Source organism: Pseudovibrio sp. Ad37 (assembly GCF_001623075.1).
In the GTDB taxonomy this organism is placed as follows: Bacteria; Pseudomonadota; Alphaproteobacteria; order Rhizobiales; family Stappiaceae; genus Pseudovibrio.
The window spans coordinates 1-26,310 of sequence record NZ_LMCF01000011.1 but is presented as its reverse complement, the minus strand read 5'-3'; the positions used below and the strand labels follow the sequence as shown (position 1 = coordinate 26,310).

Annotated in this window: 20 protein-coding genes; 8 read left to right on the top strand and 12 right to left on the bottom strand. The window is 51.6% G+C overall.

Going from position 1 to position 26,310, the window contains the following annotated elements:
• Positions 1-92 precede the first annotated feature (92 nt).
• From PsAD37_RS01870 to PsAD37_RS01855, 4 genes are all read left to right on the top strand, one after another.
• On the top strand, positions 93-1,619 hold the full coding sequence (locus PsAD37_RS01870) for a YifB family Mg chelatase-like AAA ATPase (protein WP_063294728.1): 1,527 nt from the start codon (positions 93-95) through the stop codon (positions 1,617-1,619).
• A 64-nt stretch (positions 1,620-1,683) separates the two neighbouring features.
• Positions 1,684-3,921 carry a PAS domain-containing hybrid sensor histidine kinase/response regulator gene (locus PsAD37_RS01865; RefSeq protein WP_208991638.1) on the top strand — a complete coding sequence of 746 codons (2,238 nt, stop codon included), beginning with the start codon at positions 1,684-1,686 and terminating at the stop codon, positions 3,919-3,921.
• Positions 3,922-4,281: 360 nt separating this feature from the next.
• Positions 4,282-5,124, top strand: a complete 843-nt coding sequence (locus PsAD37_RS01860; protein ID WP_153039662.1) for a GNAT family N-acetyltransferase — start codon at positions 4,282-4,284, stop codon at positions 5,122-5,124.
• 295 nt (positions 5,125-5,419) lie between these two features.
• On the top strand, positions 5,420-7,822 hold the full coding sequence (locus tag PsAD37_RS01855; RefSeq protein WP_244272466.1) for a transglycosylase domain-containing protein: 2,403 nt from the start codon (positions 5,420-5,422) through the stop codon (positions 7,820-7,822).
• On the opposite strand, the gene PsAD37_RS01850 is transcribed toward PsAD37_RS01855, so the two are convergent.
• The 6 genes from PsAD37_RS01850 to rph form a co-directional block, all read right to left on the bottom strand.
• Complete coding sequence (locus PsAD37_RS01850; RefSeq protein WP_063294692.1) at positions 7,823-8,566, bottom strand: M48 family metallopeptidase; 744 nt, start codon at positions 8,564-8,566, stop codon at positions 7,823-7,825.
• Between the two features lie 176 nt (positions 8,567-8,742).
• Positions 8,743-9,156 (bottom strand): DUF2852 domain-containing protein, encoded by a 414-nt coding sequence (locus tag PsAD37_RS01845; RefSeq protein ID WP_063294363.1) that lies wholly within the window; start codon positions 9,154-9,156, stop codon positions 8,743-8,745.
• A gap of 108 nt (positions 9,157-9,264) precedes the next feature.
• Positions 9,265-10,785: a polyhydroxyalkanoate depolymerase gene (gene phaZ, locus PsAD37_RS01840; protein WP_244272468.1), complete on the bottom strand. Its 1,521-nt coding sequence runs from the start codon at positions 10,783-10,785 to the stop codon at positions 9,265-9,267.
• A gap of 372 nt (positions 10,786-11,157) precedes the next feature.
• Positions 11,158-12,321, bottom strand: a complete 1,164-nt coding sequence (gene hemW, locus PsAD37_RS01835) for a radical SAM family heme chaperone HemW (protein ID WP_063294691.1) — start codon at positions 12,319-12,321, stop codon at positions 11,158-11,160.
• Positions 12,322-12,400: 79 nt separating this feature from the next.
• On the bottom strand, positions 12,401-13,042 hold the full coding sequence (gene rdgB / locus PsAD37_RS01830) for an RdgB/HAM1 family non-canonical purine NTP pyrophosphatase (protein WP_063294690.1): 642 nt from the start codon (positions 13,040-13,042) through the stop codon (positions 12,401-12,403).
• Positions 13,042-13,761 carry a ribonuclease PH gene (gene rph / locus PsAD37_RS01825; RefSeq protein ID WP_082596820.1) on the bottom strand — a complete coding sequence of 240 codons (720 nt, stop codon included), beginning with the start codon at positions 13,759-13,761 and terminating at the stop codon, positions 13,042-13,044. Before rph ends, rdgB begins: the two co-directional genes overlap by 1 nt.
• 191 nt (positions 13,762-13,952) lie before the next feature.
• Between rph and hrcA the strand changes: the two genes are divergently transcribed.
• Together hrcA and PsAD37_RS01815 are read left to right on the top strand one after the other, a co-directional pair.
• Complete coding sequence (gene hrcA / locus PsAD37_RS01820; RefSeq protein WP_057463266.1) at positions 13,953-15,038, top strand: heat-inducible transcriptional repressor HrcA; 1,086 nt, start codon at positions 13,953-13,955, stop codon at positions 15,036-15,038.
• A gap of 16 nt (positions 15,039-15,054) precedes the next feature.
• The gene (locus PsAD37_RS01815; RefSeq protein ID WP_063294367.1) at positions 15,055-15,873 is read left to right on the top strand and encodes a molybdopterin-synthase adenylyltransferase MoeB; all 819 of its coding nucleotides are present in this window, start codon (positions 15,055-15,057) and stop codon (positions 15,871-15,873) included.
• 152 nt (positions 15,874-16,025) lie between these two features.
• Here PsAD37_RS01815 and PsAD37_RS01810 read toward each other — a convergent pair whose 3' ends face one another.
• The 5 genes from PsAD37_RS01810 to PsAD37_RS01790 form a co-directional block, all read right to left on the bottom strand.
• On the bottom strand, positions 16,026-18,113 hold the full coding sequence (locus tag PsAD37_RS01810) for a TonB-dependent receptor domain-containing protein (RefSeq protein WP_063294689.1): 2,088 nt from the start codon (positions 18,111-18,113) through the stop codon (positions 16,026-16,028).
• A gap of 235 nt (positions 18,114-18,348) precedes the next feature.
• Positions 18,349-19,068: an aquaporin Z gene (aqpZ, locus tag PsAD37_RS01805; RefSeq protein WP_342633560.1), complete on the bottom strand. Its 720-nt coding sequence runs from the start codon at positions 19,066-19,068 to the stop codon at positions 18,349-18,351.
• A 146-nt stretch (positions 19,069-19,214) separates the two neighbouring features.
• Complete coding sequence (locus PsAD37_RS01800; protein WP_063294687.1) at positions 19,215-20,663, bottom strand: MFS transporter; 1,449 nt, start codon at positions 20,661-20,663, stop codon at positions 19,215-19,217.
• Between the two features lie 212 nt (positions 20,664-20,875).
• Positions 20,876-21,472 (bottom strand): NAD(P)H:quinone oxidoreductase, encoded by a 597-nt coding sequence (wrbA, locus tag PsAD37_RS01795; protein WP_063294686.1) that lies wholly within the window; start codon positions 21,470-21,472, stop codon positions 20,876-20,878.
• Between the two features lie 139 nt (positions 21,473-21,611).
• Entirely contained in the window at positions 21,612-22,940 is a 1,329-nt protein-coding gene (locus PsAD37_RS01790; protein ID WP_063294724.1) for an NAD(P)/FAD-dependent oxidoreductase, read from the bottom strand.
• Between the two features lie 400 nt (positions 22,941-23,340).
• Between PsAD37_RS01790 and PsAD37_RS01785 the strand changes: the two genes are divergently transcribed.
• Positions 23,341-25,149, top strand: a complete 1,809-nt coding sequence (locus tag PsAD37_RS01785) for a M2 family metallopeptidase (protein ID WP_084407633.1) — start codon at positions 23,341-23,343, stop codon at positions 25,147-25,149.
• Positions 25,150-25,306: 157 nt separating this feature from the next.
• Positions 25,307-25,900, top strand: a complete 594-nt coding sequence (locus PsAD37_RS01780) for a GNAT family N-acetyltransferase (RefSeq protein ID WP_063294684.1) — start codon at positions 25,307-25,309, stop codon at positions 25,898-25,900.
• A gap of 206 nt (positions 25,901-26,106) precedes the next feature.
• Here the strand turns inward: PsAD37_RS01780 and PsAD37_RS01775 are convergent.
• On the bottom strand, positions 26,107-26,310 hold a 204-nt coding region (locus PsAD37_RS01775; protein WP_193778197.1), incomplete at its 5' end, for a transposase.

Below are 26,310 nucleotides of genomic sequence, written 5' to 3'. Positions count from 1 at the left end.
TCGTATTTCTGAGTATTCAAGGCTTGTGTGTTTCCTGTTCGTTCCTGCTTAATTACTACAATGATGATAAATTGTGGTCGCAGGAGTGTCTGGTGTTCGCTCGCATCTCTACCGTTTCCTTTCAGGGTGTCGACGCTGCAAATGTTGACGTGCAGGTCCAGATTAGCCCCGGATCCGTCTATTTCACTCTTGTTGGCCTGCCTGACAAGGCGATTGCAGAAAGCAAGGAGCGGGTTCGGTCAGCACTCATTGCTACCGGCCTCGCGCTACCAACCAAACGTGTGACGGTTAATCTGGCTCCGGCTGACCTACCTAAGGAAGGATCACATTATGACCTTCCGATTGCACTTGGCCTCTTGGTGGCGATGGGGGCATTGCCTGCGGAAGCTGTCGAAGGCTTCCTCGTTCTAGGTGAGCTCTCACTGGATGGCAGCATTTCGCACGTAAACGGAGCCCTTCCAGCTGCAATCGCTGCTGTTGCAAACGGGAAAGGTTTGATCTGCCCAGCAAGTTGCGGCTCTGAAGCGGCATGGGCGGATGAGAACCTGAAAATTATGGCTGCGGGATCACTGGTTCAGCTCTACCGCGCATTGAAAGGTGACATTACTCTTTCTGCCCCAAAACCGCGTAGCTCTCCACAAGCTGCTAGTTCACTGGACCTTGCCGATATTCGAGGGCAAGAAACAGCGAAGCGAGCACTGGAGATTGCAGCGGCTGGCTCTCATAACCTGATGATGGTTGGCCCTCCAGGCTCTGGGAAGACCTTACTCGCGAGCAGGTTACCTGCTCTTTTGCCGCCACTATCAGCTCGCGAACTGCTGGAAGTTTCCATGATCGCTTCCATATCAGGTGAGCTGGAAGATGGTGCCTTGAGCAATCAACGTCCCTTCCGGGCACCGCATCACTCTGCCTCCATGGCCTCACTGGTTGGCGGTGGCATAAAAGCCAGACCCGGCGAAGTGTCCATGGCTCACAATGGTGTGCTTTTTTTGGATGAGCTGCCAGAGTTCGATAGTTCCGTTCTGGACAGCTTGAGACAGCCTATTGAGAACGGTGTGGTGACGATTGTTCGTGCCAATTATCGTGTGAGCTACCCATCTATGGTGCAAGTGGTTGCTGCGATGAACCCTTGCCGTTGCGGTTATGCAGGAGAGCCGGGACACACTTGCAGGCGAGGCGAAAAATGCGCCAGTTCTTATCAATCACGAGTGTCCGGGCCATTCCTTGACCGGATGGATTTGCAACTGCATGTTCCCGCGGTTTCTGCAAGAGACCTGATCAGCCCGTGCACTTCTGAGAGTTCGCAGGTGGTTGCTCAACGTGTGGCACGTGCTCGTGCAATACAGCAAGCTCGCTATGCCTCTCTTGGGTTAGATATCACTGTCAACGCACATGCCAGTGCGCGGACTATTGAGCAAATTGTTGCATTGGATCAAGGCAGTAAGGAGTTGATTGAACAGGCCTCCATACAATTTGGTCTTTCTGCACGTGGATACCATCGTGTTTTGAAACTATCACGGACAATTGCAGATATGGACGGGTCAGAGGCCGTTCAGCGCATTCACTTGGCCGAGGCCCTGAGTTTCAAACGCTCTTCCGCCTATTTGGCCGCAGCATAATCTGTTATATCCTACCAATTGAATTTTACTGATTTACCGAAATAGTTCAGGTGGAGCAAAAGCTGTGTTGAAACGGAGACTGAAAACTGAGGAGAGCACCCATGTTGTTACTCAGGCTCGCGTGTCTCTGATTAAGCAAAGCGAAATCACCGAGAAATCATCCTTTGTTCTAAAGAGCCTCTCCATTTTCGTGGGCGTTATATGCTTGCTGATTGCGCTGCTGCTAACTGATTGGCAGTCCTTGCAAGGTTTCTATGTTGTGTTGCTTGCTTTTGGGGCTGGCGCTGTCTTGTTTCGCCGGTTTCCAGCAAGTGACGTTATCGCCCAAAGTTGGAAAGCGGCTCAAATCCAGAGTGAAGTGGAGCAACTTGAAGACCCATCAGAATTAGCTAGCGATACTGACTGGCAGCTGCGTGAAGCGGATGATCGGCACCGTTCTATTCTGGATGCGCTGGGCGCCATTGTAATCCGTTGTGATAGCAATGGAGTGGTGCTGTCTGTCAATGATGCAGGAAAACGCAATTTTCCAGCTGGGTTTGGAGTTGAGATCGGAGGGGCCATTCATCTGCCTTATGCCGAAGACTTTACTCCTGATCTTGAGGAAGGGGCTGCTGGGACCACCGAAGACGTTGCCTTGCGCACAAAACATGGCACCCGCTGGTATTCACTCCTGCGCCTGAGCATTCGCGATGGCAGCGGTGGAGCTCCTATCATTCAGTGGATCCTGACTGATGTCACAGATAGGCGACAAGCTGAGCAAAAGCTACGGGAAGACCGTGACCATGCTGCAAATGCCAGCGAGGCAAAATCTCGCTTCCTCGCGATGGTCAGTCACGAAATTCGCACGCCCTTAAACGGTGTCTTGGGCATGGCGGATTTGTTGGATGACACGACAACCACTGCAGAGCAGCAAAATTACATTAATGCGATCAGAACTTCAGGCTCCACACTTTTGATGCTCATTGATGAGGTTCTTGATTACTCCAAGATCGAAGCGGGAAAGTTGGAGTTAGAGACTGGCAATGTTGAGCTTGCTCCGTTAGTGGAGCGCGTTGTGGAGCTGCTCTCTCCCAAAGCCCATGCAAAGGGGCTGCAGATTGGTTCATTTATCAATCCAGCCGTACCAAAAACCATCCAGAGTGACCCGGCACGGTTGCAGCAAATCCTATATAATCTGGTTGGAAACGCGATCAAATTTACAGAAGAAGGCGGTGTTTCTTTAGCCCTGCAAGTCACTACAGATACTACAGGCCACCACTTGCTGGAGTTCGCTGTTCAAGACACTGGCCCCGGCATGGATGACGTCACAGCAGCTCGCATCTTCCGGGAGTTTGAACAGGGTGAATATGGGCGTGACCGTAAGTTCGATGGAGCTGGCCTGGGCTTGGCAATTTCCAAACGGCTAGCGGAGCTTATGGGAAGTTCACTCACCGTTCAGAGTCAGCTGGGTTGTGGCTCCACTTTCCTTCTTGAGATGCCAGTTGATGAGATTTCAGAGGACCTTGTAAAAGACCATGATGATCGTATCGCGATCATGACCAGCAATAAGATTGAGGCCGACCTCGTCTATAAAACGCTGAGCACAAGCGGTTTCAATCACACCAAGGTTCTGGCAGCAGCTGAACTAGAAGGTTTGTCTCTTACGACACAGTTTGACCGTTTGCTTGTTGGTGAAGAATATGTAGAACGCATTCGCAATTTCTATGGGCAGCAATCTGAGAGTGCACCCGAGATATTTGTCCTCATTAAACCTCAGGAACGGGCGCGGATTGCCGATATCAAGACCGGAGAGTTTTCTGGTTACTTGACCCGTCCTGTTCGTCGCAGCTCATTACTTCGGGTGTTCTCACCCACCTCGCTGCAGACTGACGAGGTTGGTAACGATGTAACAGAAGAAGAGGTGGCGTCTACACATCAAGGCCAAAGCACAAACCTTAATGTGTTAGTGGCCGAAGACAACCCAATTAACTGGATGCTGGTTCAAGCACTACTGGACAAACTGGGCCACACATCCGAGCTTGCTGAGGATGGGCATAAGGCTGTTTCGCTCTGTGCCAGCGGCTCGTTTGATATTGTGCTCATGGATCTGCACATGCCCGGTCTGGATGGACTTGAAGCCATCTCAAAAATTAGAGGCCGAGAAGAAAAAACCGCATCGCAGGTGCCAATTTATGTTGTTTCAGCAGATGTTATGCCAGACGCAAAAGAAGAGGCTCTTAATGCCGGAGCAGACGGTTTTTTAAGCAAACCCCTAAAAAAGCAGGATCTCGAAGCTGTTTTAAAACGCTATGCTAAGGGATAGCTCGGTATATTTAGCCTGTTCAATATCACGAGGCGGTTGTTATACTCAGATTAACCGCGACCGCAGCATTGTTTAGCAGATGTGAGCGTCGTTACCCGGGTAAATGTTGGTGTTATGTCACTCAACTGTCCTAAAATGGGCTTATATCACAAATTGACTACCCAAAATTGACATGGGTGACTCGATTGGTGCAAATTCAGAAAGGCGTTCTCATTATTGCAATGTTTCTTAAATACCTAAGCAATATGAGATAATAATAGTATGGCTGGATCTGGACATATCTCCCCGATGAAAGTCCTAAAAAAAATTACACCGAGCAAACTGTCAGGGCGACCTGCGCCACGGTGGATCCCTCAGGCAATGCTTGGAAAAATGCCGGAGGCAAGACAAAGCCTCGGTAAGGTCGGCCCACTCGAGGTTCGTCTTTCCAACGGAGCCAAAGAACTCAAGCAATCTCAACGTTTACGCTACGAAGTGTTTTACGAAGAGATGTCCGCTATTGCAGATGCACAAACGCAGTTATCGCGTCTTGATCGCGACAGTTATGACGAGATTTGTGATCATCTATTGGTCGTTGATCACAACAGTCAGGTTCGCAACAAACCGTTTTCCAAACTCAAGCCGCAGATTGTAGGCACATACCGATTGCTCCGTCAGGAACTTGCACAGCTCAATGGCGGTTTCTACACAGCAGGCGAGTTTGATATTCAAGGGATTCTGGATCGTCACAGTGATCTGAATTTCATGGAACTCGGTCGTTCTTGTGTTTTGAAACCTTATCGCACCAAGAAGACCGTAGAATTGCTATGGCATGGCATCTGGTCTTATGTGCTGACGCACAATGTAGATGTAATGATTGGCTGCGCCTCTATCGAAGGTACCGATCCTGATCTTCTTGCTGAGCAACTTTCCTTCCTGCACCACTTTGCTAGTACACCGGAAGAATGGCACGTATCAGCGCTGCCAGACCAGTATGTGGAAATGAACCGCATTGCGAAAGATCAGGTGGATCAACGCGCTGCGCTTCGTTCTCTGCCACCGCTGATTAAAGGATATCTACGCCTTGGCGCCTATATCGGTAACGGAGCAGTTGTTGATCACCAGTTCGGCACCACTGATGTTTTGATCATCATGCCAGTGTCCAAGCTGAACTCACGCTATGTGAATTACTATGGCCAAGATGCCAGTCGGTATTCCAGCTGATCACAGAGCGATCAGTGTCTCAAAATGGAGAGGGCGGGTTTCCGCCCTGTTATATTTGCGTAGAAGCGCTAGCATCTCTGCATATTTGTGGCATTTCCCGGCCAACTGCGCGCAATTCACCTCAATAGCTTAACGCTCAATTAAGCGTGTTTCCCTAAAATCGTTCGTGTTTTGTATCCAGGTTGCGACCTCTCTCCCAAGCGGTCAGCAGCCTGAGTTTGTTCAGGCTTGCTCAATCTTTAATGGCAATATTTGCCCAAAATTTGAGTGATTGGTACTGAGGTGTTTTAGAGTTATGGCGACAGGCCAAAATGGAAATGGCAGAAAACGGAGGCCAGTGCGCCCCGGGCAACGCCCTTCCGGCAAGCCACCTCAACATCCCGAAGGACAGCGGCCAAAACGCCCAGCACAACCTCAACGCCCACGCTTGCAGGGTGTCGCATTGCGTCCGGACGAGGTCGAAGATTATATTCGCCGTCCGAGCAAGGCCAGTGCTCCAAGCAAGCAATCATCATCAGGGCAACGCTCTTCACCTCAAAACCCAACGGCACAGGCCAGAAAACCTGCTCCTCAGCGTCCCAGGCCTGCGCAAGCAGCGTCAGCAAAGAAGCCTGCCAAGAAACCTAGCCGCAAGGCACGTCAACAGACACTGGCAGCTCTTGATGCAGCAACCTCCTCTGGCAAACCAAAGAGCCAAAGCAAATTTCGACGGTTTTTGTGGAAGTCCTTTCGCTTTTCCATGTATTGGAGCGTCGTACTTGGCATTTGGGGGATCGTCGTTGTTGGCGGTATTCTCACCTATTACGCTGCGCATTTGCCACCAGCTTCGGAGTGGGCTGTTCCGCAACGCCCACCTAACGTGCGCATCGTTTCAGCAAACGGCACTTTGATCGCCAATCGTGGGGATACCGGCGGAGAGGCCGTCCGTTTGGAGCAGTTACCTACGTATCTGCCTGAAGCTGTGATGGCTATCGAAGACAGGCGGTTCAGATATCATTTCGGCATCGATCCAATTGGTCTCGCCCGCGCTGCATTTGTCAATTACACCAGCGGGCGAACTGTGCAGGGCGGATCAACACTCACACAGCAGCTGGCGAAGAACCTGTTCCTAAAGCCTGAGCGCACCATGCGACGTAAGATGCAGGAAGTGGTGATGGCGCTGTGGTTGGAGTGGAATTACAGCAAGGACGAAATTCTGGAGATGTACCTTAACCGGGTTTATCTCGGCGCAGGGGCTTATGGTGTTGATGCCGCGTCGCGGGTTTATTTTGGAAAATCCGCTCATCTCATCAACCTTGCTGAAGCGGCAACCATTGCAGGCCTGCTGAAAGCACCTAGTAAATATGCCCCCACACGCAATGCCGCTCTTGCAGAAGGTCGTGCGCAGGTGGTGATCGCATCCATGCACAAGGCTGGCTTCATCACCGCTGATGACGCCAAGAATGCCCTGTTCAACCCGGCGCACGTGGTCACAAGCCACAACAGTAGCAGTGGCAATTATGTTGCTGATTATGTGATGGAGTTGCTACCTGGCTTCGTCGGCTCTATTGGCGAGGACATCATCGTCGATACCACCATCGATTGGGACATGCAGCAAGCGGCAGAAACGGCGCTGACCACTCGAATTGCGGAGTCTCGCCAAGAGTTTAATGTGACACAAGGCGCGGTTGTTACGCTCAATCGCAGTGGTGCAATCCGTGCTCTTGTTGGCGGTGTTGATTATAGGAAAAGCCAGTTCAACCGCGCTGTTTATGCACGCAGACAGCCGGGATCTGCTTTCAAACCGTTTGTCTATCTTGCGGCGTTAGAACGGGGTATGACCCCTAATACTGTCCGCAGGGATGCTCGTGTCACCTACAGGGGCTGGACGCCGAAGAACTACACCAAGCGATACTACGGCGATGTGACATTGACGCAAGCGCTTGCATTTTCGATCAACACCGTTGCAGCAAAGCTGGCGCATGAGGTTGGCCCAGCCAATGTGGCGCGTACAGCACGTCGTCTGGGCATTACATCCGCGCTCAAGTCCAATCCATCCATCGCTCTTGGAACGTCAGAGGTTACCCCGCTTGAGATTGCAGCTGCGTATGTGCCTTTCTCCAATGGCGGATATGGTGTCGTTCCTCATGTGGTACGGCAAATTCGAAATGAACATGGCAAAGTGCTTTATCGCCGTTCCGGTGATGGTACAGGACGCGTTGTTCGTGGAGATAAGCTGAGTGAAATCAATACTATGATGGCACAAACAGTCTATGGAGGCACAGGAAAACGCGCTCTGTTGGCTGGACGACCGGCGGGAGGCAAAACCGGTACAACGCAAGGCTACAAAGATGCGTGGTTCATTGGTTATACAAACTCACTCACCACTGCGGTTTGGCTTGGGAATGATAATAACAAGCCGATGAAGAAGGTGAGTGGGGGTACACTGCCAGCAGAAATCTGGGCATGGGTGATGGAGACAGAGCATCAGGGTATCCCGATTGCCAGACTGCCGGGTGTGCCGATTAATCTTGCCGAAACATCACCATTGTTGAAACCGGGCACTGCGCCTAAGCGTCGTCAACCAACATTTGTGGCAGCTCCTCAGCAACCACAGCCACCAAGGCCTGCAGTTCAAGCAACAACAGCTCCGCGCCCACAAAACAACACCAGCACAAGCCCGCTGGACCTGCTTGGAAGGTTGTTTGGCGGTGGTTAGCTATTCCTGTCCGTAAAGGTGAAGTTGAGAGCCGTGCTCTTTGAGCCAGCGTTGGGCTTGCTTTGTGTGGGGTGCTAACTGCTCACAAACACGCCAGAACTCTGGTGAATGATCCAGTTTCACCAAGTGAGCAACTTCGTGAGCGGCTACGTACTCCAAAATGTCGGGTGGCGCCATCACAAGGCGCCAGGAGAACGATAGTTTCCCATCATGCGAACAGGAGCCCCAACGGCTCTTGGTGTCTCGCAGTGTGATGCTGTGATAGTTGCGTCCAAGCTTGTTCGTGAAGTGCTGTACGTGTGCTTCAAGATCTTCTTTAGCTAACTTGCGCAGGAAGTCTTTGGTTTTGCGGTGAAAGCTTTGGGTTTCTCCGGGTAGTAACAGCAGCGGTTCCTCCGTCTGGTCTTCAAGATCAAGCTTCGCGAGCCCACGTAACTTGCCGGAAGAGCGCAGGGTGTGCGACACACCTTTGATTGGGATGCGAGCACCTTCTTCAAATTTGATTGTATCCGGGCGAGCACCCAATCTTTGCTTCAACCAGTCGATTTGCCGGTTGGCGAAATCCTGTGCTGTCTTCAAATTGCCACGGGCAGGAACAGTGATGACGGGTGTTGGGTCTCCAGGGGGAATTCTAAGGATATAGCGTTTTGCTCTGGAGTTGCGTTTCAGGCGGATTTGCAGAGGCTTATGCCCCAGATCCACCTCAATAAACTCCGGCAAAACCTTTGTCGCAAAGAACCCCATATCACCTCAAAAATTGCACTGGTCGCTCTCGTTATTGCAGAGAAAGGGGCGATTTAAAAGTCGACCAGTGCGAATTACTTTAGCGTGTGTGTTGCTTTGCGAGTAAGCCTCAACGCACAAAAGGGTGCCCTGCAAAAGCAGAGCACCAGAGGCTTGTTATGAGCCTTTGAGAACCACTAGATTGCTTCACCAGCAGATGGCTCGCCTGGACGGTTGTGGCGGTTTCTCATGAAGCGGTCGAATTCTTCCTGATCTTTAGCCCGACGCAGGTCGTTCATGTAATCATCGAATTCCTGACGCATGCTATCAAGCTTTCTGCGCTCTTCTTCCAAGCGGGTCAGCTCTTTTTCACGGTAGTCGTCAAATGCAGCATTACCGCTGCGGGTCGCATTTTGCATATTGTCCATCGTATTTTTCAAGTTGCTACGATTCCACTGGCATTTAGCTTCACGCTTCCAGCCATTAAAGTTGTCGCCCCATAAGATGTAGGCAAGCATAGCAAGGCCAAGAGGCCAGAAAACTACGAATCCAAGAACCATAAGTGCAATACTTAGAGGATTCCAGGAGGGTTTTATTGCATTTACATTCATTAAAATCACCCCTTTCTCAAATCAACAAGCTTGAGATGGGATGATTTTATTTTACTTTCAAGAGATAGAATGAAATTTTATTAGACGATGAGTTATCTTCACTTACGTTCAGTTGGAATGCACTGTTTCATTGAGACGGCGTGCCTGCTCAACCCAATTATCCCGAACCATGCGTCCGCGAATATCCAAACGATCGTCCAGCGCCGCGGCCTGATGTTCTGTCAGATTTGCAATTTGCCAGTAGTGGAAGATACCTGCGCCGTTCAAAGCCCGCTCTAGTTTAGGTCCAACACCGCTGATCAACTGCAGGTCATCTGCAGCGCCTTTTGGCTCAGCAAGCAGGATTTCGCGTAGTGGGTCACCCGCAATTTTCTCAGAGGTGTTTTCACGCAGGGTCTTTTTCGCTGCACGTTTGGAAACTTGCTCCGCACGCACGTTTCTTGGATTATCCTGAATGAATTTGACGATACGTGGCGCGATTTCAGAACGATACTTTGAACCGTTAAACACACCGTAGTGGCCTACACCGGGCTGGATGTAGTGCAACCGGCGGTTGGATGGGATGTTTTCAGCCAGCTTTTGAGCCGCTTGGGTTTGGCCAACACCAGAAATGTCGTCGTTTTCGCCTTCAACGGTAAACAGCGCCGTGCCGGTGATCTTTTTCGGATCAACCATCTTGCCACGATGCATCATTTCGCCTTTTGGCAGCGAATGCTCGATGAACACGGTTTCCACGGTCTGGAGATAGAATTCGGAGGTCAGATCCATAACAGCGAGATATTCATCATAGAAGTCACGGTGCTTCTCAGCGCTGTCGCCATCACCCTCAATCAGATGCTGGAAGAAATCGCGGTGGGCAACCATATGCCGATCCAGATTCATGCTCATGAATCCAGAGAGCTGGAGGAAGCCCGGATAAACCTGTCGCGTGAAGCCTTTGTGCGGGAAGGGAACTTCCATGACAACATTGCGCTTGAACCAGTCGATACCTTTTTCGACGGCCAGATCATTCACGGCGGTTGGCGCTTCGCGGGTGTCAATTGGGCCACCCATCAGCGTCATAGTCGCCGGAGCGCATTTGTCTCCGTTCTCTTCCATCAAGGCAACGGCTGCATAAACTGGAACGGATGGCTGGCAAACCGCCAGAACGTGCGTATTTGGTCCCAGATAATGCAGCATCTGCATGATGTATTCGATGTAATCGTCCAGGTCGAAACGGCCATCAGCGACAGGCACCTGTCGCGCGTCTTCCCAGTCCGTGATGTAAACATCCAGATTTGGCAGTAAGGCTTCAACAGTGCCGCGCAGAAGAGTTGCATAGTGGCCAGACATGGGTGAGACGATCAGAATTTTAGGATCGCCTTTTCTGCTTTGAGGTAAATCACGCTTGAAGTGTAACAGGCCGCAAAATGGTTTCGCCCAGATAATTTCTTCCGTGATGTCTACTTCTTTGCCATCCACGACAGTGGAGTCGAGCTCAAACTCCGGCTTGCCATAACGACGGGTTACGCGCTCAAGCATCTCACAGGATGCAGCAACCGTGCGACCAACCTGCGTGTGTGACATGGGATTGAGCGGGTTTTGAAAGCACAATCTTGTCATGTCCGCTGCAGCCCGGACAGGGGACATCGCTGCATGGTTCATTTCATACAAGTGGTAGAACAGCACAGAATGTTTCCTCCCAAGACGTTCGCTTCAGCCAACTCTTGTTCATGTAATTCTTGATTTCCGCAACACGAATACACTTTAGCCCGAAGTGCTGCACCGCAAAAGTATAGACAGCTCTATACCTTTTCAGCAACATAGACTCATGGAGAAATTCAAACCAACCTTAACTTGCATTGAAGATCAATAGGTTCTTCACCATCGCTGAGGTACATGTCAGTGTAATCAATTATGTTGCATTGCACAATATGTAAATTAATACCCCAATCGAATCGAGTAATTCGACTGCAATTATTTCACTAAGTTGAAATCGCTAATGAATTTTATTTGGGAATGCTAATCGGAAGCCAGCTCAGCAATTACGGCATCCAGTAGGGGAAAGCCAGCTTGCGTTGCACGCAGGCGAGTGTTGCTTACCCATTCTACCATGCCGTTTTCCTGCAGATTTAACAATCTCTGCGGATTGAACTGACGGCCAGAGAGCTGTTCATAACGTGGTACGTCAATGCCTTCATGCAATCGCATACCCATCAACAACAACTCGTCACCCTGCTCGCCATGACCAAGTATGTCTTCAGAAATAGAGCCGTGGCCCTGACTTTCAACCAAACCTAGCCATGTTTCCGGATGTTTTTCAGTCGAGGTTGCCAGCTTGGTGCCATCTTCCAGCGTCAATCGGCCGTGTGCACCCGGTCCAACACCGACGTAATCACCATAACGCCAGTAAATGAGGTTGTGCTGGCACTGAGCGTCAGGCACCGCATGGTTTGAGACCTCATAGGCCGGCAAACCGCGTGCTGCGGTGACCTTCTGTGTCAGGTCAAACATGTCTGCGGCTAGATCAGGGTCCAGCATCTCCAGCTTTCCAGCCGCATACAAGCGCTGGAACATGGTGCCGCTTTCGATGGTGAGCTGATACATGGAGAGGTGATCAGCGGCCAGATCGATAGCACGGTTGAGCTCTTGCTCCCATGCCGTCAAGGTTTGATTTGGGCGGGCGTAGATCAGATCAAATGAGATGTGCGGGAAAGTTTTACGTGCAATTTCAACGGCTTGAATCGCCTCCGAAACAGAGTGCTGGCGACCAAGGATCTTCAGTTCATTGTCATCCAACGCCTGAATACCGACGGAGAGGCGGTTTACGCCTGCAGATCTATAGCCTGCAAAGCGGGTTGCTTCCACGCTGGTTGGGTTGGCTTCCATGGAGATTTCAGCGGTGGACGGCAGATGCCAGAGGCGCGCAACTTCATTGAGGATTGTCTCAACGGTTTTCGGCTCCATCAAAGATGGTGTACCGCCGCCGAAGAAGACGGAGTCAACCGTGCGACCCGGCACCATCTGCGCACAGCGTGCCAGCTCTGTCGCCAGAGCTTTGGCGTAATGTTCCTGCGAAACCGGCTGGTGGCGCACGTGGGAGTTAAAGTCGCAATATGGGCATTTTGCCAAACAAAAAGGCCAATGCACGTAAATCCCAAAGCCGCCAACCGGTGACACAGTCATTCTTTTTCCTTTGTGATTGCCAACGTATTTTGCACGAGTTCTTATCCGAAAACCGGTATCCACTTTTCGGGAACACGCATTACGCTGGCAAACACTCTTTTTGAAACTTAACAAAGGCGCGGGCGCGATGTGACAGCGCTTCGCCTTCTTTTGTTTTGTGTTTTTCTTGCTTGTCCATCTCACCGAAGGTTCTATCAAAACCCTCCGGAACGAACATTGGGTCGTAGCCGAAGCCTTCCAGACCGCGCGGAGGCCATGCCAGTTCTCCATGGATCTCACCACGGTAGAACTGAGTGTGCCCATCCGGCCATGCCATGCACAGCACAGCAACGAAGTAAGCGGTCCGGTCTGTAGCGTTCGTTTCGGTCAACTTGTCCTGCACGGCCTGCATGGCCACGCCAAAGTCTTTGCCTGGCCCGGCCCAACGTGCGGAGTAGATGCCCGGATCGCCGTTGAGGCCGTTTACACAAAAACCGCTGTCATCTGCAAGGGCAGGCAGGCCAGTGGCCGTTGCCGCAGCAAGTGCTTTGATTGCAGCGTTTGCTTCAAACGTGTCGCCATCTTCCACCGGCTCTGGCAGGTCCAGATCACCAGCAGAGAGAACTTCAAAGCCATGCGGTGCAAGCATATCCTGAATTTCGCGCAGCTTGCCCTTGTTGTGACTGGCAAGCACGAGCTTGCCAGGTTCCAGACGGCGGTTTTCTGTTGTGTCTGCCTGCATCAGAGCACCGTCAGCTTTTGCAGCTCAACCAGTTTGGAAATGGACTGTTTTGCAAGACCCATGAGCTGGCCGAGTTCTTCTTCGGAGAATGGCTCACCTTCAGCAGTACCCTGAATTTCAACGATGCCGCCTTTGCCAGTCATGACGAAGTTTGCGTCAGTGTCAGCAGAGGAGTCTTCGATGTAATCCAGATCAGCAACCGGAGTACCTTCGTAGATGCCGCAGGAGATCGCTGCGATGTGGTCTTTTAGAACCTTATCGGTTTTGACCATGTCGCGCGCTTCCATCCATTTCAGACAGTCGTGCAGAGCGACCCATGCGCCGGTGATGGATGCTGTACGGGTGCCGCCATCTGCCTGAATGACATCACAGTCAACGGAGATCTGACGCTCGCCCAGTGCCCCCAGATCAACGACAGCACGCAGAGAGCGGCCGATGAGGCGTTGGATTTCCTGAGTACGGCCAGACTGCTTGCCTGCAGAGGATTCACGGCGCATACGGTCATGAGTTGCGCGTGGCAGCATGCCGTATTCTGCAGTTACCCAGCCACGGTTCTGACCACGGAGCCACGGCGGAACACGCTCTTCCAAACTTGCGGTACACAGAACATGGGTATCGCCGAATTTGATCAGGCAGGAGCCTTCGGCATGTTTGGCAACACCGCGCTCCAGGCTGACTGGACGCATTTCTTCTGGTGTACGTTTGGATGGACGGTTCAAGGCAAGCTCCCTCGGGTTGCTTAATAGCTACAAATTCACAAATGGTATTGCGGATCTTTTAGCTGCGGATTGCCGTTAGCGCAAAGGCTGGTTTTGGTTTGAGAGGCTATTTTCTGCTAAAAATGAGTTTTGGCTGTTCAATTGTCCTGTGTTAGGGATTGAATACAGGCTTTGGCCCAAACCTGCTGTTGATGTGGAGTACCGATACCGTGACGAGCGTTCCTCCTTCTGTCCCTCTTGAGGATCTTGATGAGCGTTCCCGTGAGGTCTTCCGGCGCATTGTAGAGAACTACCTTGATACCGGCGAACCGTTGGGGTCTCGCAACCTTGCACGCGGGCTTTCGCAGCCTCTGTCTCCGGCCTCTATTCGCAACGTAATGGCAGATCTGGAGCACCATGGGCTGCTCTACTCTCCGCACACCAGTGCCGGACGCTTGCCGACGCAGTCTGGTCTTCGTCTGTTCGTGGACGGTTTTTTGGAAGTTGGCGACCTGACCAAGGAAGAGCGCGAGCAGATTGCGGTTCAGGTGAAGGCTAAAGGTGGTGAGAAAACACCGGAGCAAGTCCTGACCGAAGCCAGTCAGATGCTATCTGGCCTGAGCCGCGGGGCAGGGGTTGTTCTTTCCAACAAGACAGACACTACCCTTCGCCATATCGAGTTTGTGCAGATTGAACCGCTTAAAGCGCTTGTTGTGCTAGTGAGTGAGGACGGTTCCGTTGAAAATCGTGTTGTCGATCTGCCTGCTGGCTTGCCACCGTCTGCGTTGACCGAAGCCTCGAATTACCTCAACTCCATCATCAGAAACCGCACGCTAGCCGATGCGCAATCTGAGCTAGTTCGGCAGCGAAACGAATTTCAGGCCGAACTAGACACGCTGACATCCAAAGTGGTGGATGCGGGTGTTGCTGTTTGGGGTGGAGACAAGAATGATCCCGGAACACTGATCGTGCGGGGACGCTCCAACCTGCTGGAAAACGTGGGTGCGAAGGAAGATCTGGAGCGTATTCGCCTACTGTTTGATGATTTGGAAAACAAGAGTGAACTGATCCGCCTGCTTGATCTTGCAAAGGGCGGCGAAGGCGTACGTATTTTTATCGGGTCAGAAAACAAGCTGTTCTCGCTTTCCGGTTCTTCCTTGATCGTGTCCCCATACCGCGATAGTGAACAGCGCGTTGTGGGCGTTCTTGGTGTTATCGGGCCGACTCGTCTCAATTATGCGCGTGTCATTCCCATGGTGGATTACACAGCCCGACTGGTGAGCCGTATGCTCGGTTAAACTACTGGAGTCCCAATTGCTTTCCCTTACAGCTTCTGAACTGGAACGTTATGCCCGCCACATCGTCCTGCGAGATGTCGGTGGTCCTGGGCAACAGAAACTTAAAGCTGCGCGCGTTCTGGTAATCGGCGCTGGAGGACTTGGCGCACCAGTGCTGCAATACCTGGCGGCGGCTGGCGTCGGCACTATCGGTATTGTTGATGATGATGTTGTTTCGCTGTCTAACCTTCAGCGTCAGATCATCCATGACACGGAAAAACTTGGCGAGCCTAAGGTTGCCAGTGCGGCAGAGGCAATTGCTCGGCTGAACCCGAATGTGCGCGTTGTTCCGCATCCGACACGCATTAGTGGGCAAAATGCCATGGCGTTGATCAACGATTACCATATCGTTGTTGATGGCTCTGATAACTTTGCCACTCGCTATCTCGTTTCGGATGCGTGCTTTTATGCTGGCCGTCCTTTGGTTACGGCTGCTGTGGGTCAGTTTGACGGCTCTGTTACGCTGCTGAAACCATTTGAGCGCGATGATGAGGGCAACTACATCAACCCAACTTATCGCTGCCTGTTCCCCAAACGCCCTGAGGCTGGCTCCATCCCAACCTGCACAGAGGCGGGTGTTTTGGGTGCATTGACAGGTCTGGTTGGCACATTGCAGGCGCTTGAGGTGATCAAAGAAATCGTTGGGTTTGGTGAAGGTCTGGTTGGGCGCTTGTTGCTGGCAGACACACTGAGCATGCATTTTGAAACCATCAAGTACAAACGCTCTGCAAAGAACCCGCTCAACGGCGACACCCCAAAAACATGGAGTGAAATGCTGGAAATTGAGCACGGCTGATCCAGCGTAATTGAGTTACAAAAGAAAACGGCGGAGAATTTCTTCCCCGCCGATCCCAGCCTTTCCGCCACAGAAGGCCTAGCCTCATTCAGGCAAACCTGTCTCACCAGCATTGCCAGACGCGCTGCATTTACAGCGCACCGCCGTGAGGCTTAGAACGTTTTCGCCAAGCTAAGCTTAAAGGACCGACCTTTGCCTTCGGTTTCACTCAGATGCGCTGTGTGTTTCTGATCGAAGATATTAGTCACGCTAGCGCGTACTTCTGAGCCTGCAAGGAATCCATCTTCAGGCTTCCAGGCTAAACGCGCACTGTGCAGCGCATAACCTGGCGAAGCATCGTCAGATTCGTTCACGCGGTCCTGTTCTGCGTATAAATCAGAGCGCCAGGAAACATCTAGATTATAGTCTGTAATCTTATATCCTACTGAAAGAAAAAGATTATCTGCCGCTACGCTATCCAGATATTCATCATCAGAAAGGTTGTCACCCCGTGTGACTGAAGCACCCAGATTGCCGTACCAGCTGTCAGAGGAATAACCTGCTTCTAATTCGATGCCTTTGATCCGCGCCTCATCAATAGCAGTTGTGATTGTCTTGCCCGTTGCATGATCGCGAGAGGAATAGAGGTAGTTGTCGATGTTGTTGTAAAAGCCCGTTACTTTGAAGCGAAGGCTATCATTTTCCAACAATACGTCATTGAATTTAAAGCCTAAGCCAGCTTCAAAATTGTTAGATTTCTCTTTTCCGAGATCGGTAAAGCCATCACCCGAGAAAACTTCATCCAAAACTGGCATGCGTTCTGTGTGTGCAACAGAACCAAAGACATTCAGCCAGTTTGTCAGCTCATAAATTGCCGCAAGTTTTGGAGAATAAGCCGTCTCATCCAGATCTTTACGCAGAGCCACGCCAGTCCCCGGCTTCAGGCGAGAATGGTCAACACGCATTCCAGGAATGAGTGTAAGGCGGTCATGAATTACAAACTCAGCCTGCCCGAACACACCAAGAGTATGTGTTTCACCTTCTGGATGAGATGAGGAGCCCGGCGTTGAGCTTCCATCCGGATTCAGACGCGGGTTAAGACGCTCCTGATATTTCCCTTCCACCCCGTAGGTGAAGTAGGTTTCTACGCCTTCGGAAAGCCGAAATTCCGATGTGTTTTCCAGTTTTGCCTGCCAGTTGTTGTAGACATACTCTGCTTCAGTACCCAATGGAGCTGGCGGACCACCTGGCCGAGTATTGCGATAGGTGATATCATTTAGATCACGCTTGGTCTGGCTCCAGGATACCTGCGCTTTTACATCTAACAAATCATTGCCAGAAAAAGCGTTTTCGTAAGCAAGCAGTGCCTGTTGTTCGCTTGTGGTTTGGTCCGCATAACCAAATCCGGGACTAAAGGTGGTCTGGTCATATAGGCCATACCCAGACTTATTGACGTTGAAATAGCTTGCAGTAAGAGATTGATCGTTATCGACACCGAAGCTGTATTTCAGCTTGGCGAGGCCTGAGAGATCTGTCATGCGGGAGTTGCCGAGGTCTGCGCCATCAGCACCCTCATAGTCTCCATCACGGCCATAGTTCAGATTGACCAATAGCTCCAGATTTTCCAGAGGTCGGGCAGCGACTGTAACTGTGCTTCGCGCACCATTGCCGTTCGAGTCCCACATAGCTTTGGTGCGGACGGCCAGTTTGTCATCTCCCTCCAGCAAATCGCTAGCATCTTTCGTACGCGCACTGACCACACCACCAAGCGCGCCTGCGCTGAATAATGTGGAGGCAGCTGGCCCACGTAGAACCTCGACTTCCTTAAGCAATTCAGAATCGAAGAAGAAAGAGCCAGCACGGTACATCTCGAAGTAGGAGGTGACGCCATCCACTTGAATGATATTACGATTTTCACCGGAACCGAGAGCAGAGCCGATACCGCGAATATTAATGGACTGCCCCAGCGCATTGTCAGCATTTATAGTGGTGATCCCCGGGACCGCATCGAGGATCTCACCCAATGTGCTTGCTTGGGCTGCTTCAATTTGCTCCTGAGAGACTGAAGTCACAGCCTGAGGTGTATCAATCGCCACCTTCTCTTTACCTGCTGAAACAATGATTTCATCCAGCATGGTTGCAGGGCTGTCGGCAGCAACAGGCTGTTTAGCTTCCTGCGCTGAAACAGCCGCAGAAATCAGGGCGAGCGAGAGGGTTGTGCTGGCCAGGAGGGCCGCACGGGAATAGCGCGAAATGGACATGGTCGCCTCAGTCTGAATTTTTATGGGAGTGGCTGGCTGAGACGCTGCTTTGGCTAGCTTGTGTTTGCGTTTTGCAAACGTTGTTTCTATCCGTGTTTTATAAACATGAATATAATAGTCAAGTTTTAAATTGAGGGTTTTTCCCTAGCTGGGGATTGAGTGCATTCATCAGAAAAGCCTCCTTCGCAGGTTCCTGATTGCGAAGGAGGCCAAAAAACGATTGCATCTCCGTTGGTTAATCTGTTTCCTCACGACCACAGGTGCCGATTATCCAGCAGACTGCCGCTCCGATGAGCGCTCCAACTATTGGTGCCAGCCAGAACAACCAAAGCTGCTCAAGTGCCCAACCTCCATTAATAACAGCGGTCGCCGTGGACCGAGCCGGTTTCAAAGACGCGCCGGAAATCGGAATCGCGATGATGTGCATGCACGCGAGCATGAGCCCAATGGCAAGCGGAGCGAGGGCTGCGGGTGCTTTTTGGGAAGTTGCACCAATAATGACGATCAGGAACATCGCTGTGACTGTGATTTCGGTAATGCCGACTGCTATTTCGGAAAAGCCACCGTTTGAATGCTCCCCATAACCGTTGGAGGCAAAGCCCGGAGGGTCGCTCGGGCCATGGGCGAGAATGATCCAGAATACAAAGGCTGCTGCTGTACCGCCAATCACCTGCACGATGATGTAGGGGACCACATCTGAGGTTGGGAACCGTTTTGCAGCCCAAAGGCCGATGGTCACCGATGGATTGAAATGAGCACCTGACACATTGCCGAACGCATAAGCCATACAGACAACTGAAAGACCAACGGCAAAAGCAACACCCAGCAGGCCAGATCCGCCATACCATTCAACCGGTGCGTAGGATACCAATGCCCCGCCGCACACAGCGGAGACCAGAGCAAAGGTACCTACAAATTCTGCTCCTAGCTTCCTCAACATGGCACTTCTCCTCATATTGATCTGAGGGACGTATCACAGTGAAATTTCCAACTTACGTTTAGGGCAACCTGAACTCTAACGATTGCCTTAAGCATGCATTGCTAGATCTTTCGGAAGGCACCAGCACGGATGGAGGCGGAACTTCTTTTTTCTTCATATAGTTAGAAGTGTGTCTCAGCCTCTTTCAGATCGGCACTTACATGCCAATTGGTGATTTTGCGTGCGCTGAATATGCCGAGAATGCCAAAGACCGCAAAACTGGAGAAGAGCCAGAAGGCTGAGTTGGCAATACCTGCAGTCCCAACCGTACTGTTGAAGCCGGTTGAGTTGGCAATGAGGCCAGCGAGCGCGGTACCGAACGCTACGGCGAATGTTTGAACCGTTGCCAGAGCAGAAGCAGCGTTTTCTTTGTCATCATCCGGCGTCAAATGAAGAGCGAACACACCCAGATGCGGCCAGCCGATGCCAATGCCTGCACCAATGCAGATGAGGGCCAACGTCACTACGGAGAGTAACATGAGGTTGCCTTCAGTCCCGGTTGGGAGGACAACAGCCAGCGTGATGAGACCTAAGGCCATGAGGACTGGACCAACATTTACCACTCTGCGCATGGCCTGATCTGTGAAACGAGCGCTATAGACCTCCATTGAAGCCCACCCAATTGAAACCGTTGCTGCAATGTATCCAGCCCATAACGGAGAAACAGCGAACAACTTCTGGAGATAGAACGGCATGAAAAATTCCGTATTCACGCAGAGGATCAACAGGGCCATGCTGGCAAATACAAAGAAAAGCGGCGATCCCCAAACCAAGGCGCCTTTGGGAAAAAGGCGAGTGGATGCCTTCTGCTCACGCTTCATCAGCAACAAGATCATTGCAACAGAAAGGGCAGCGCCCAGAATGCTCCAGATCACCTCTTCAAACACGCTGGTTATAGAGAGTACGAGCACGGACCCTGCAAGTAGGCCCAGCTGACCAACAGGTACGGCGTGCACAGAGCCACCGTTTTCCTGATGTTTTAGCAAAAGGGAAAGCGTGGCGATGATGTAGAGGATTGTGATGGGAACCAGAACTCCAAACCCGGCACGCCATACACCCAGCTCAGCAAAAATGCCGCCAATGGCCGGGCCAAACAGTGTGGTGATGCCCCATGTGCCTGAAAGTAGAGCGAAAGCACGAGACCAGAGCCGTTCTGGATACATAAATGCAATCATGGAATAGCAGAAGGTGAAGATAAGACCTCCGCCAGCTCCTTGAACGGAACGCCCCAGCAGCATGATTGCCATGTTGGGTGCAATCGCGGCCAAGCCACTGCCCGTCATGAACACAAGGCCTGCGAGGAAGAAGGACTGCCGCGCACCAATACGCTGCAATACTTTGCCTGCAACGGCTGCGCTTATAATTGCAGCAAGGATGAAGAGACTGGTGTTCCATGCGTAATAGTCCAACCCACCAATGTCAGCGGTGATGGAAGGGAGCATGGTTGCAGAGATGTAAGTGTTCACGGCATGCAACGCGATCCCACCTGACAAAACCAATGAAGCAATGGCCTGTTTACCCGTAAATAGTTCACCCCAACTGCTGCTGGGGCCTGCGCCCGTTTCCTGCATTTAAATTCCTTTCAAGAACGTTCCAACCAACATATTTGTTATGTTTCTTTGCTGGTGTTTTGGAGCGTTCTAACTCCTCAGGTTAAGTTGAGGTCAAGGACATTGTCTGAGATATTTTCCAGGATCCTGAACTGCGATTGAGGATTTTGCAAGCTTCATCGGCGTAATTGCCTCCGGGCATCCTCCGCAATTGCTGGCACTCTTCTTAGGGTTTAGGCACTGAGTTTTTTCGCTATTTCGGTCACATGTTTTCCTTGGAAGCGAGCCATTTTCAGCTCTTTTTCTTTTGGCTTGAGGGAACCGTCACCTCCCGCAATGGTGCCGGCTCCATAGGGTGACCCACCTAACACTTCAGATATGTCTGACAACTCAGGACAGGTGTAAGGCAATCCCACAATGACCATTCCCTGGTGGGCCAGCGTACTCCAAAAGGATGTGATTGTGGTCTCATTGCCAGACCCTGATCCAGTGGACGTGAAAACGCTTGCCACCTTGCCTGCCAGTTTGCCCTGAACCCACAATCCGCCGGTCTGGTCCAAAAAGCTGCGCATTTGCGAGGCCATATTTCCAAACCGGGTGGGAGTACCAAAAATGATGGCATCATAGTCTGCAAGCTCATTAGGGTCAGCGATTGGGGCGGGCTGGTCCATTTTGAAATGGTGTGCACGCGCAACTTCTTCCGGCGTCAGCTCTGGTACGCGTTTGATTGTGGGGGTGACGCCAGCTTCTTCAACACCTTCCGCGAAGGCGTTGGCGAGAGTTTCTATGTGTCCATAGGCTGAGTAGTAGAGAATGAGAATTTTGGTCATGTTTGCTCCTGCAGGGATAAACGATGACCAGCTGATCCCGTCATCGGCACTGCAACCCTACAGAAACTACACCTCTATCATATCCAGAAATTCCGGGGCTGTGAGAACACCAAGTTCAAGCACCGCTGAGCATCTGAGGTTAAACAGTTTCCGCAATTTCCTGCGCAGCAGTAATGCCGGATTTGTGGGCGCCGGCGATTGTTGACCAGTCATCCGGGCTCATGGCTTCTCCTGCAAACCAGATGCGATCTGCAATGCTCTCGCTCATTTCATCTCTGGCCCAGAAACCGCCTGGTTTGGCCGCGGCGTATGAGCCATAGGTGTATGGGTTATGAAGCCAGTCGTAGCTGTTTGACTCTATGATGTATTTTTCGATCTGGTTGCCAAACATGCGTTTCAGTTCAGAGACGACGAAGTCGTAGGCAGCGTTGTTGCCTGCTTCGAGCAGATGTTTTGCGAAATCTCCGCCCATATCGAAATAGCAGAGGCCTGTTCCACCTGCATTGGTCAATGCTCCAAAGGCTTTCGGAGAGCCGTTGAGTTCTTCCTCCACCTTGTAGTTGAAGTAGGCATCTGAACTGGTGCCGAAGATATTTTCACTCAATAGCAAACCAACGTGGAAGTAGTGACCCATTGGAAGCTCTTGAATTGCCTCTTGCTTTCGCGCAGGCCGAGGAGGGTCAAACTGGATATCGCCAGAAGCAAGAACGCCCGTTGAAACTGTTACAACCACAGCCTTAGCGGTTAGGGTGCCATCGCTGGTTTCTACCTGTACGCCCTGACCTCCCCAGCGAATTTTCTCTGCAGTGACATCGGTTTGTACCGCTACGTCCTGCGCTGAGTGCTGGAACAGCGCGCCAATGCCCTGCCGGCAATAGAAATCACTACCCCCTTCTGCTGAAAACCAGTCGACACACGAGAAGCTGTCGAGATCCTTTGCGATTTCGTAGGCACCAATCAGAAAATCAACGGTCAGGCTCCAATTGCCCAGATCTGGAATGACGCTGGCGGGGGAGACATCCAGCCCATTGCGACCAGCACGCCACATTGCTTGCAGAGCCTTCCGCTGTGCCAACAGCAATTCTGCCTGCTCATTCTGGTTTATGGGGTGATCACCCACATACATGAGGGTTTCATCAGGTGCGCGATAGATATCAAACCCGTTGGCGATGCCATAATCGGCAAACGGGTTGTTTGCTCTGTTGTGAAGGCGAGACGCCCCCATGTCGAACGGAACACCAAAGCTCTCGGTGTCTGTGAGAATTCTACCACCGATGCGGCCTGATGCTTCGATTGTGATGACAGAGTAGCCGCGGCTTTTCAGTGAGCGTGCAGCAGAGATGCCCGCCGCTCCAGCGCCAACAACCACAACATCCGTATCTGCTGCCTGTGCTCGGCCAACAAAGAGAGGGGCGGCAGAGAAGGCGGCACCGGAGAGCAGCAATTGTCTTCTGGACATGTCTGTCATGTTCAACTCAAATGATGAGGGGTGATGGCCCGGGGCATTAATTGTGGGACATACCACCAGATGAGTGAACGCGGCGTGATCACTGTGTGGACCTGACCCACACGGTATTTGCTGCGACTCGCGCAGGGAGCTGCCGCTCATCCCAAACGTGGTTTCAAGCACAATCATTATACGTTTTCAGGCATTGCGGCTTTGTGCGTGAAACGGGTTCAGTGTTGAAGATTCTTCTAAATTGCTAATGCAATAATTTTGCTAGTTGGAACCCAAAATAGGAGAAATATCGCGGTAAAACGGGATAGACTTACAGGATAAAACCATTACCGTAACGGCATAACAGAGAGATTATGCACTAGAAATTCGTCTGAAATCTCTAAAATATGCCATGGTTGGGGAGGCTGCTTTGAAGCGGTTATTATCTGTATTACCCGCACTTTCACTTGCGCTCATTCCGCTGAGTTCAGCACAGGCTGACGCCGAGAAGAAAGTCAGCGTTGAGGATGCGAGAACGTTTATTGAAACCTCCGAGAAAGCCATTCAGGAGATCGGCGAGGAAGCAGGCCGCGTTGCCTGGGTGAATGCCAATTTCATCACCTATGACACCAACTGGCTGAATGCGTTAATGTCGGAGCGCACCACGAAGCTCTACGTTTCTCTTGCCAATCAGACCAAGCAGTATGACGGCCTTGACCTTCCGCCAGACCTTGCTCGCAAGATGAAGCTTTTGAAGCTGAACCTGACATTGCCTGCCCCTGAGAATGATCCTGCAAAGATCAAGAAGCTTGCGCAGATCAATACCCAGATGGAAACCATTTACGGTACGGGCAAGTTTGAGATTGATGGCGAGGCGCTGTCTCTTTCCAAGCTCAGCCGCATCATGGCGACGAGTCGTGATTACGACAAACTGCTGGAAGTCTGGAAAGGCTGGCGCACTGTTTCTCCGCCTATGAAGGACATGTACACGGAGATGGTCGGCATCGCCAACCAGGGGTCCAGCGAGCTTGGCTTTAAAGACACAGGCTCCATGTGGCGCTCCAAGTACGACATGGACCCGGATGATTTTCGGCAGGACGTTGATCGTCTCTGGGGTGAAGTGAAGCCGCTTTACGACAGTTTGCATTGTTATGTGCGTGATAAGCTGGTGGATCATTACGGAGCCGATAAAGTGCCTGCAGACGGGCCAATCCCCGCGCATTTGCTGGGTAATATGTGGGCTCAGTCCTGGGGCAACATCTATCCGCTTGTTGCTGCAGACGGGAACGAGCAGGGCTACGACCTGACCAAGCTGCTGGAAGAACAGAACTATACGCCGCTCAAGATGGTGAAGACGGCGGAAGGGTTCTTCACCTCGCTTGGCTTTGACCCGCTGCCTGAAACGTTTTACGAGCGCTCGTTGATTACCGAGCCGCGCGACCGGGATGTGCAGTGCCATGCATCTGCATGGAATGTGGATGGTAAGGATGATCTGCGCATTAAGATGTGCACCGAGGTGACGGGGTCGGACTTCAACACCGTTCACCATGAGCTGGGTCACAACTTCTACCAGCGCGCCTATAACCACCAATCGCCCATGTATCAAGATGACCCGAACGACGGGTTCCATGAAGCTATTGGGGACATGGTGAGCCTGTCTATTACACCTAACTACCTGAAGCAGATCGGCCTTCTGTCGCTTGATGCTTCAGAAGAGGTGAACACCAACATCCTGTTGGCTCAGGCACTGGACAAGATCGCATTTCTGCCATTTGGCCTGCTGGTGGACCAGTGGCGCTGGAAGGTGTTTAACGGTGAGCTGACTCCAGACACCTATAACGACGGTTGGTGGGACCTTCGCGAGAAGTATCAAGGTGTTGCGGCTCCGGTTGACCGTGCTGCGGATGCGTTTGATCCAGGTGCCAAGTACCACATTCCAAACAACGTGCCGTACACTCGCTATTTTCTGGCGCATATCTTCCAGTTCCAGTTTTACCGTGAGGCTTGTCGCCTTGCCGGATGGGAAGGACCGCTGGCGGCGTGCTCCATCTATGGCAACAAGGAAGTTGGCGAGAAATTCAACGCGATGTTGGAAACAGGCGCTGCGCTTCCATGGCAGGACAGCCTGGAGGCCTTCACCGGAAGCCGTGAAGCCGACGCGACAGCTATTCTTGAATATTTTGCTCCACTCCAAGCTTATCTGGACGAGCAAAATTCTGGCAAATCCTGCGGCTGGTAGACCAGCAAGGTAATCCTGCCGGCCTTAATGGCCTGCAAGTCCGCCGGATATTATCAAACCCCGTCTTTCATGGCGGGGTTTGTTTTATTTGGAGGCCTGTTGGAGCAAGTTTGGATGGGCTAGAGTTTTGAACGCAGGGAAAACGGAGGCATTGGTCATGAGCGAGGCGCAAAGCATCACTGTTCAACTGAGGGCCCTTACCGTCTCGGACATGCCTTTATTGCATGAATGGCTCAACCAACCCCATCTGCGGCCCTTTTATGAGCGTGAGCCCAGCACGCTTGAGCAAGTAACAGAGCGCTATGCGTGCCGCGTTTCGAACAATCATCCAACCAACTGCCTGATCGCGGAGCTTAACGGCGCGCCCTTCGATTATCTGCAATGGTATCTGAACCGCGACTTTCCAGAGTACGGCACCGGTACAATTGGCATAATAGCTGGTGTTAGCTTCGATTACTACATCGGCGATCCTGCTTCCCTAGGCCAACAACTAGGAACAGTCATGCTGAATGCTGCAGTTGAGCATGTGAAGCCGCTTGTCTGCGCTGAGGATCAGTTCTTTTGCGTTGGTCACCGACCGAAAACACTTCTGCACTGCACTGCTCTCAACGCGCAGGCTTTTGCTATTGCAAAGACTTCACAGAGGATGGATTGCCCCACGAGCTTTATGAGAGGGATGAGAGAACCTAGTGGCTTGCGTATTCAGAACAGGATTAAGTTAAGCAGAAGCCTCAGTTGGTCAGAGACTTAGACGCAATTGTGTGGTGTGCTGGCCTGCGGAGGGTGGGCCGCAGACCAGCAGGGCGCCCATGAGAGGTGATCGTGCGGGGTGTAATGGCAGACACCTCAGGCACCGATCACAGTGACTTATTCAAGAAGCGATAGTTTGGATTTTTTTGGCTGCGGATGGGCGACCCGCTCCAGTGTTCCGCAGGTCTTTCTTAGAGCTTGTCGCGTTTAATCGGTCATGTATCCAGCTGTTTTGAAGAAGTTGTTGCACTCTTGCTTTGTGAAGAGGTCGCAGACTTGGCCTGCGGCCTGCCACAGTGCTTGATAACTTCTTGCTGCGGCCTTGCGGATCAAGGCCTTGAGTTTGGAAAATGCCATCTCGATGGGATTGAGATCCGGACTGTAAGGTGGGAGGAATAAAAACCATGCACC

What these genes read in the sequence shown, in the direction of transcription:
- rdgB (WP_063294690.1), bottom strand. Translation starts at nt 13,042, where the DNA reads ATGCAGGCAGACACAACAGAAAACCGCCGTCTGGAACCTGGCAAGCTC.
- wrbA (WP_063294686.1), bottom strand. Translation starts at nt 21,472, where the DNA reads ATGACCAAAATTCTCATTCTCTACTACTCAGCCTATGGACACATAGAA.
- PsAD37_RS01845 (WP_063294363.1), bottom strand. Translation starts at nt 9,156, where the DNA reads ATGAATGTAAATGCAATAAAACCCTCCTGGAATCCTCTAAGTATTGCA.
- hrcA (WP_057463266.1), top strand. Translation starts at nt 13,953, where the DNA reads ATGTGGAGTACCGATACCGTGACGAGCGTTCCTCCTTCTGTCCCTCTT.
- PsAD37_RS01810 (WP_063294689.1), bottom strand. Translation starts at nt 18,113, where the DNA reads ATGTCCATTTCGCGCTATTCCCGTGCGGCCCTCCTGGCCAGCACAACC.
- aqpZ (WP_342633560.1), bottom strand. Translation starts at nt 19,068, where the DNA reads ATGAGGAGAAGTGCCATGTTGAGGAAGCTAGGAGCAGAATTTGTAGGT.
- PsAD37_RS01855 (WP_244272466.1), top strand. Translation starts at nt 5,420, where the DNA reads ATGGCGACAGGCCAAAATGGAAATGGCAGAAAACGGAGGCCAGTGCGC.
- PsAD37_RS01790 (WP_063294724.1), bottom strand. Translation starts at nt 22,940, where the DNA reads ATGACAGACATGTCCAGAAGACAATTGCTGCTCTCCGGTGCCGCCTTC.
- hemW (WP_063294691.1), bottom strand. Translation starts at nt 12,321, where the DNA reads ATGACTGTGTCACCGGTTGGCGGCTTTGGGATTTACGTGCATTGGCCT.
- PsAD37_RS01780 (WP_063294684.1), top strand. Translation starts at nt 25,307, where the DNA reads ATGAGCGAGGCGCAAAGCATCACTGTTCAACTGAGGGCCCTTACCGTC.
- PsAD37_RS01850 (WP_063294692.1), bottom strand. Translation starts at nt 8,566, where the DNA reads ATGGGGTTCTTTGCGACAAAGGTTTTGCCGGAGTTTATTGAGGTGGAT.
- PsAD37_RS01860 (WP_153039662.1), top strand. Translation starts at nt 4,282, where the DNA reads ATGCTTGGAAAAATGCCGGAGGCAAGACAAAGCCTCGGTAAGGTCGGC.
- PsAD37_RS01800 (WP_063294687.1), bottom strand. Translation starts at nt 20,663, where the DNA reads ATGCAGGAAACGGGCGCAGGCCCCAGCAGCAGTTGGGGTGAACTATTT.
- phaZ (WP_244272468.1), bottom strand. Translation starts at nt 10,785, where the DNA reads ATGTCCCCTGTCCGGGCTGCAGCGGACATGACAAGATTGTGCTTTCAA.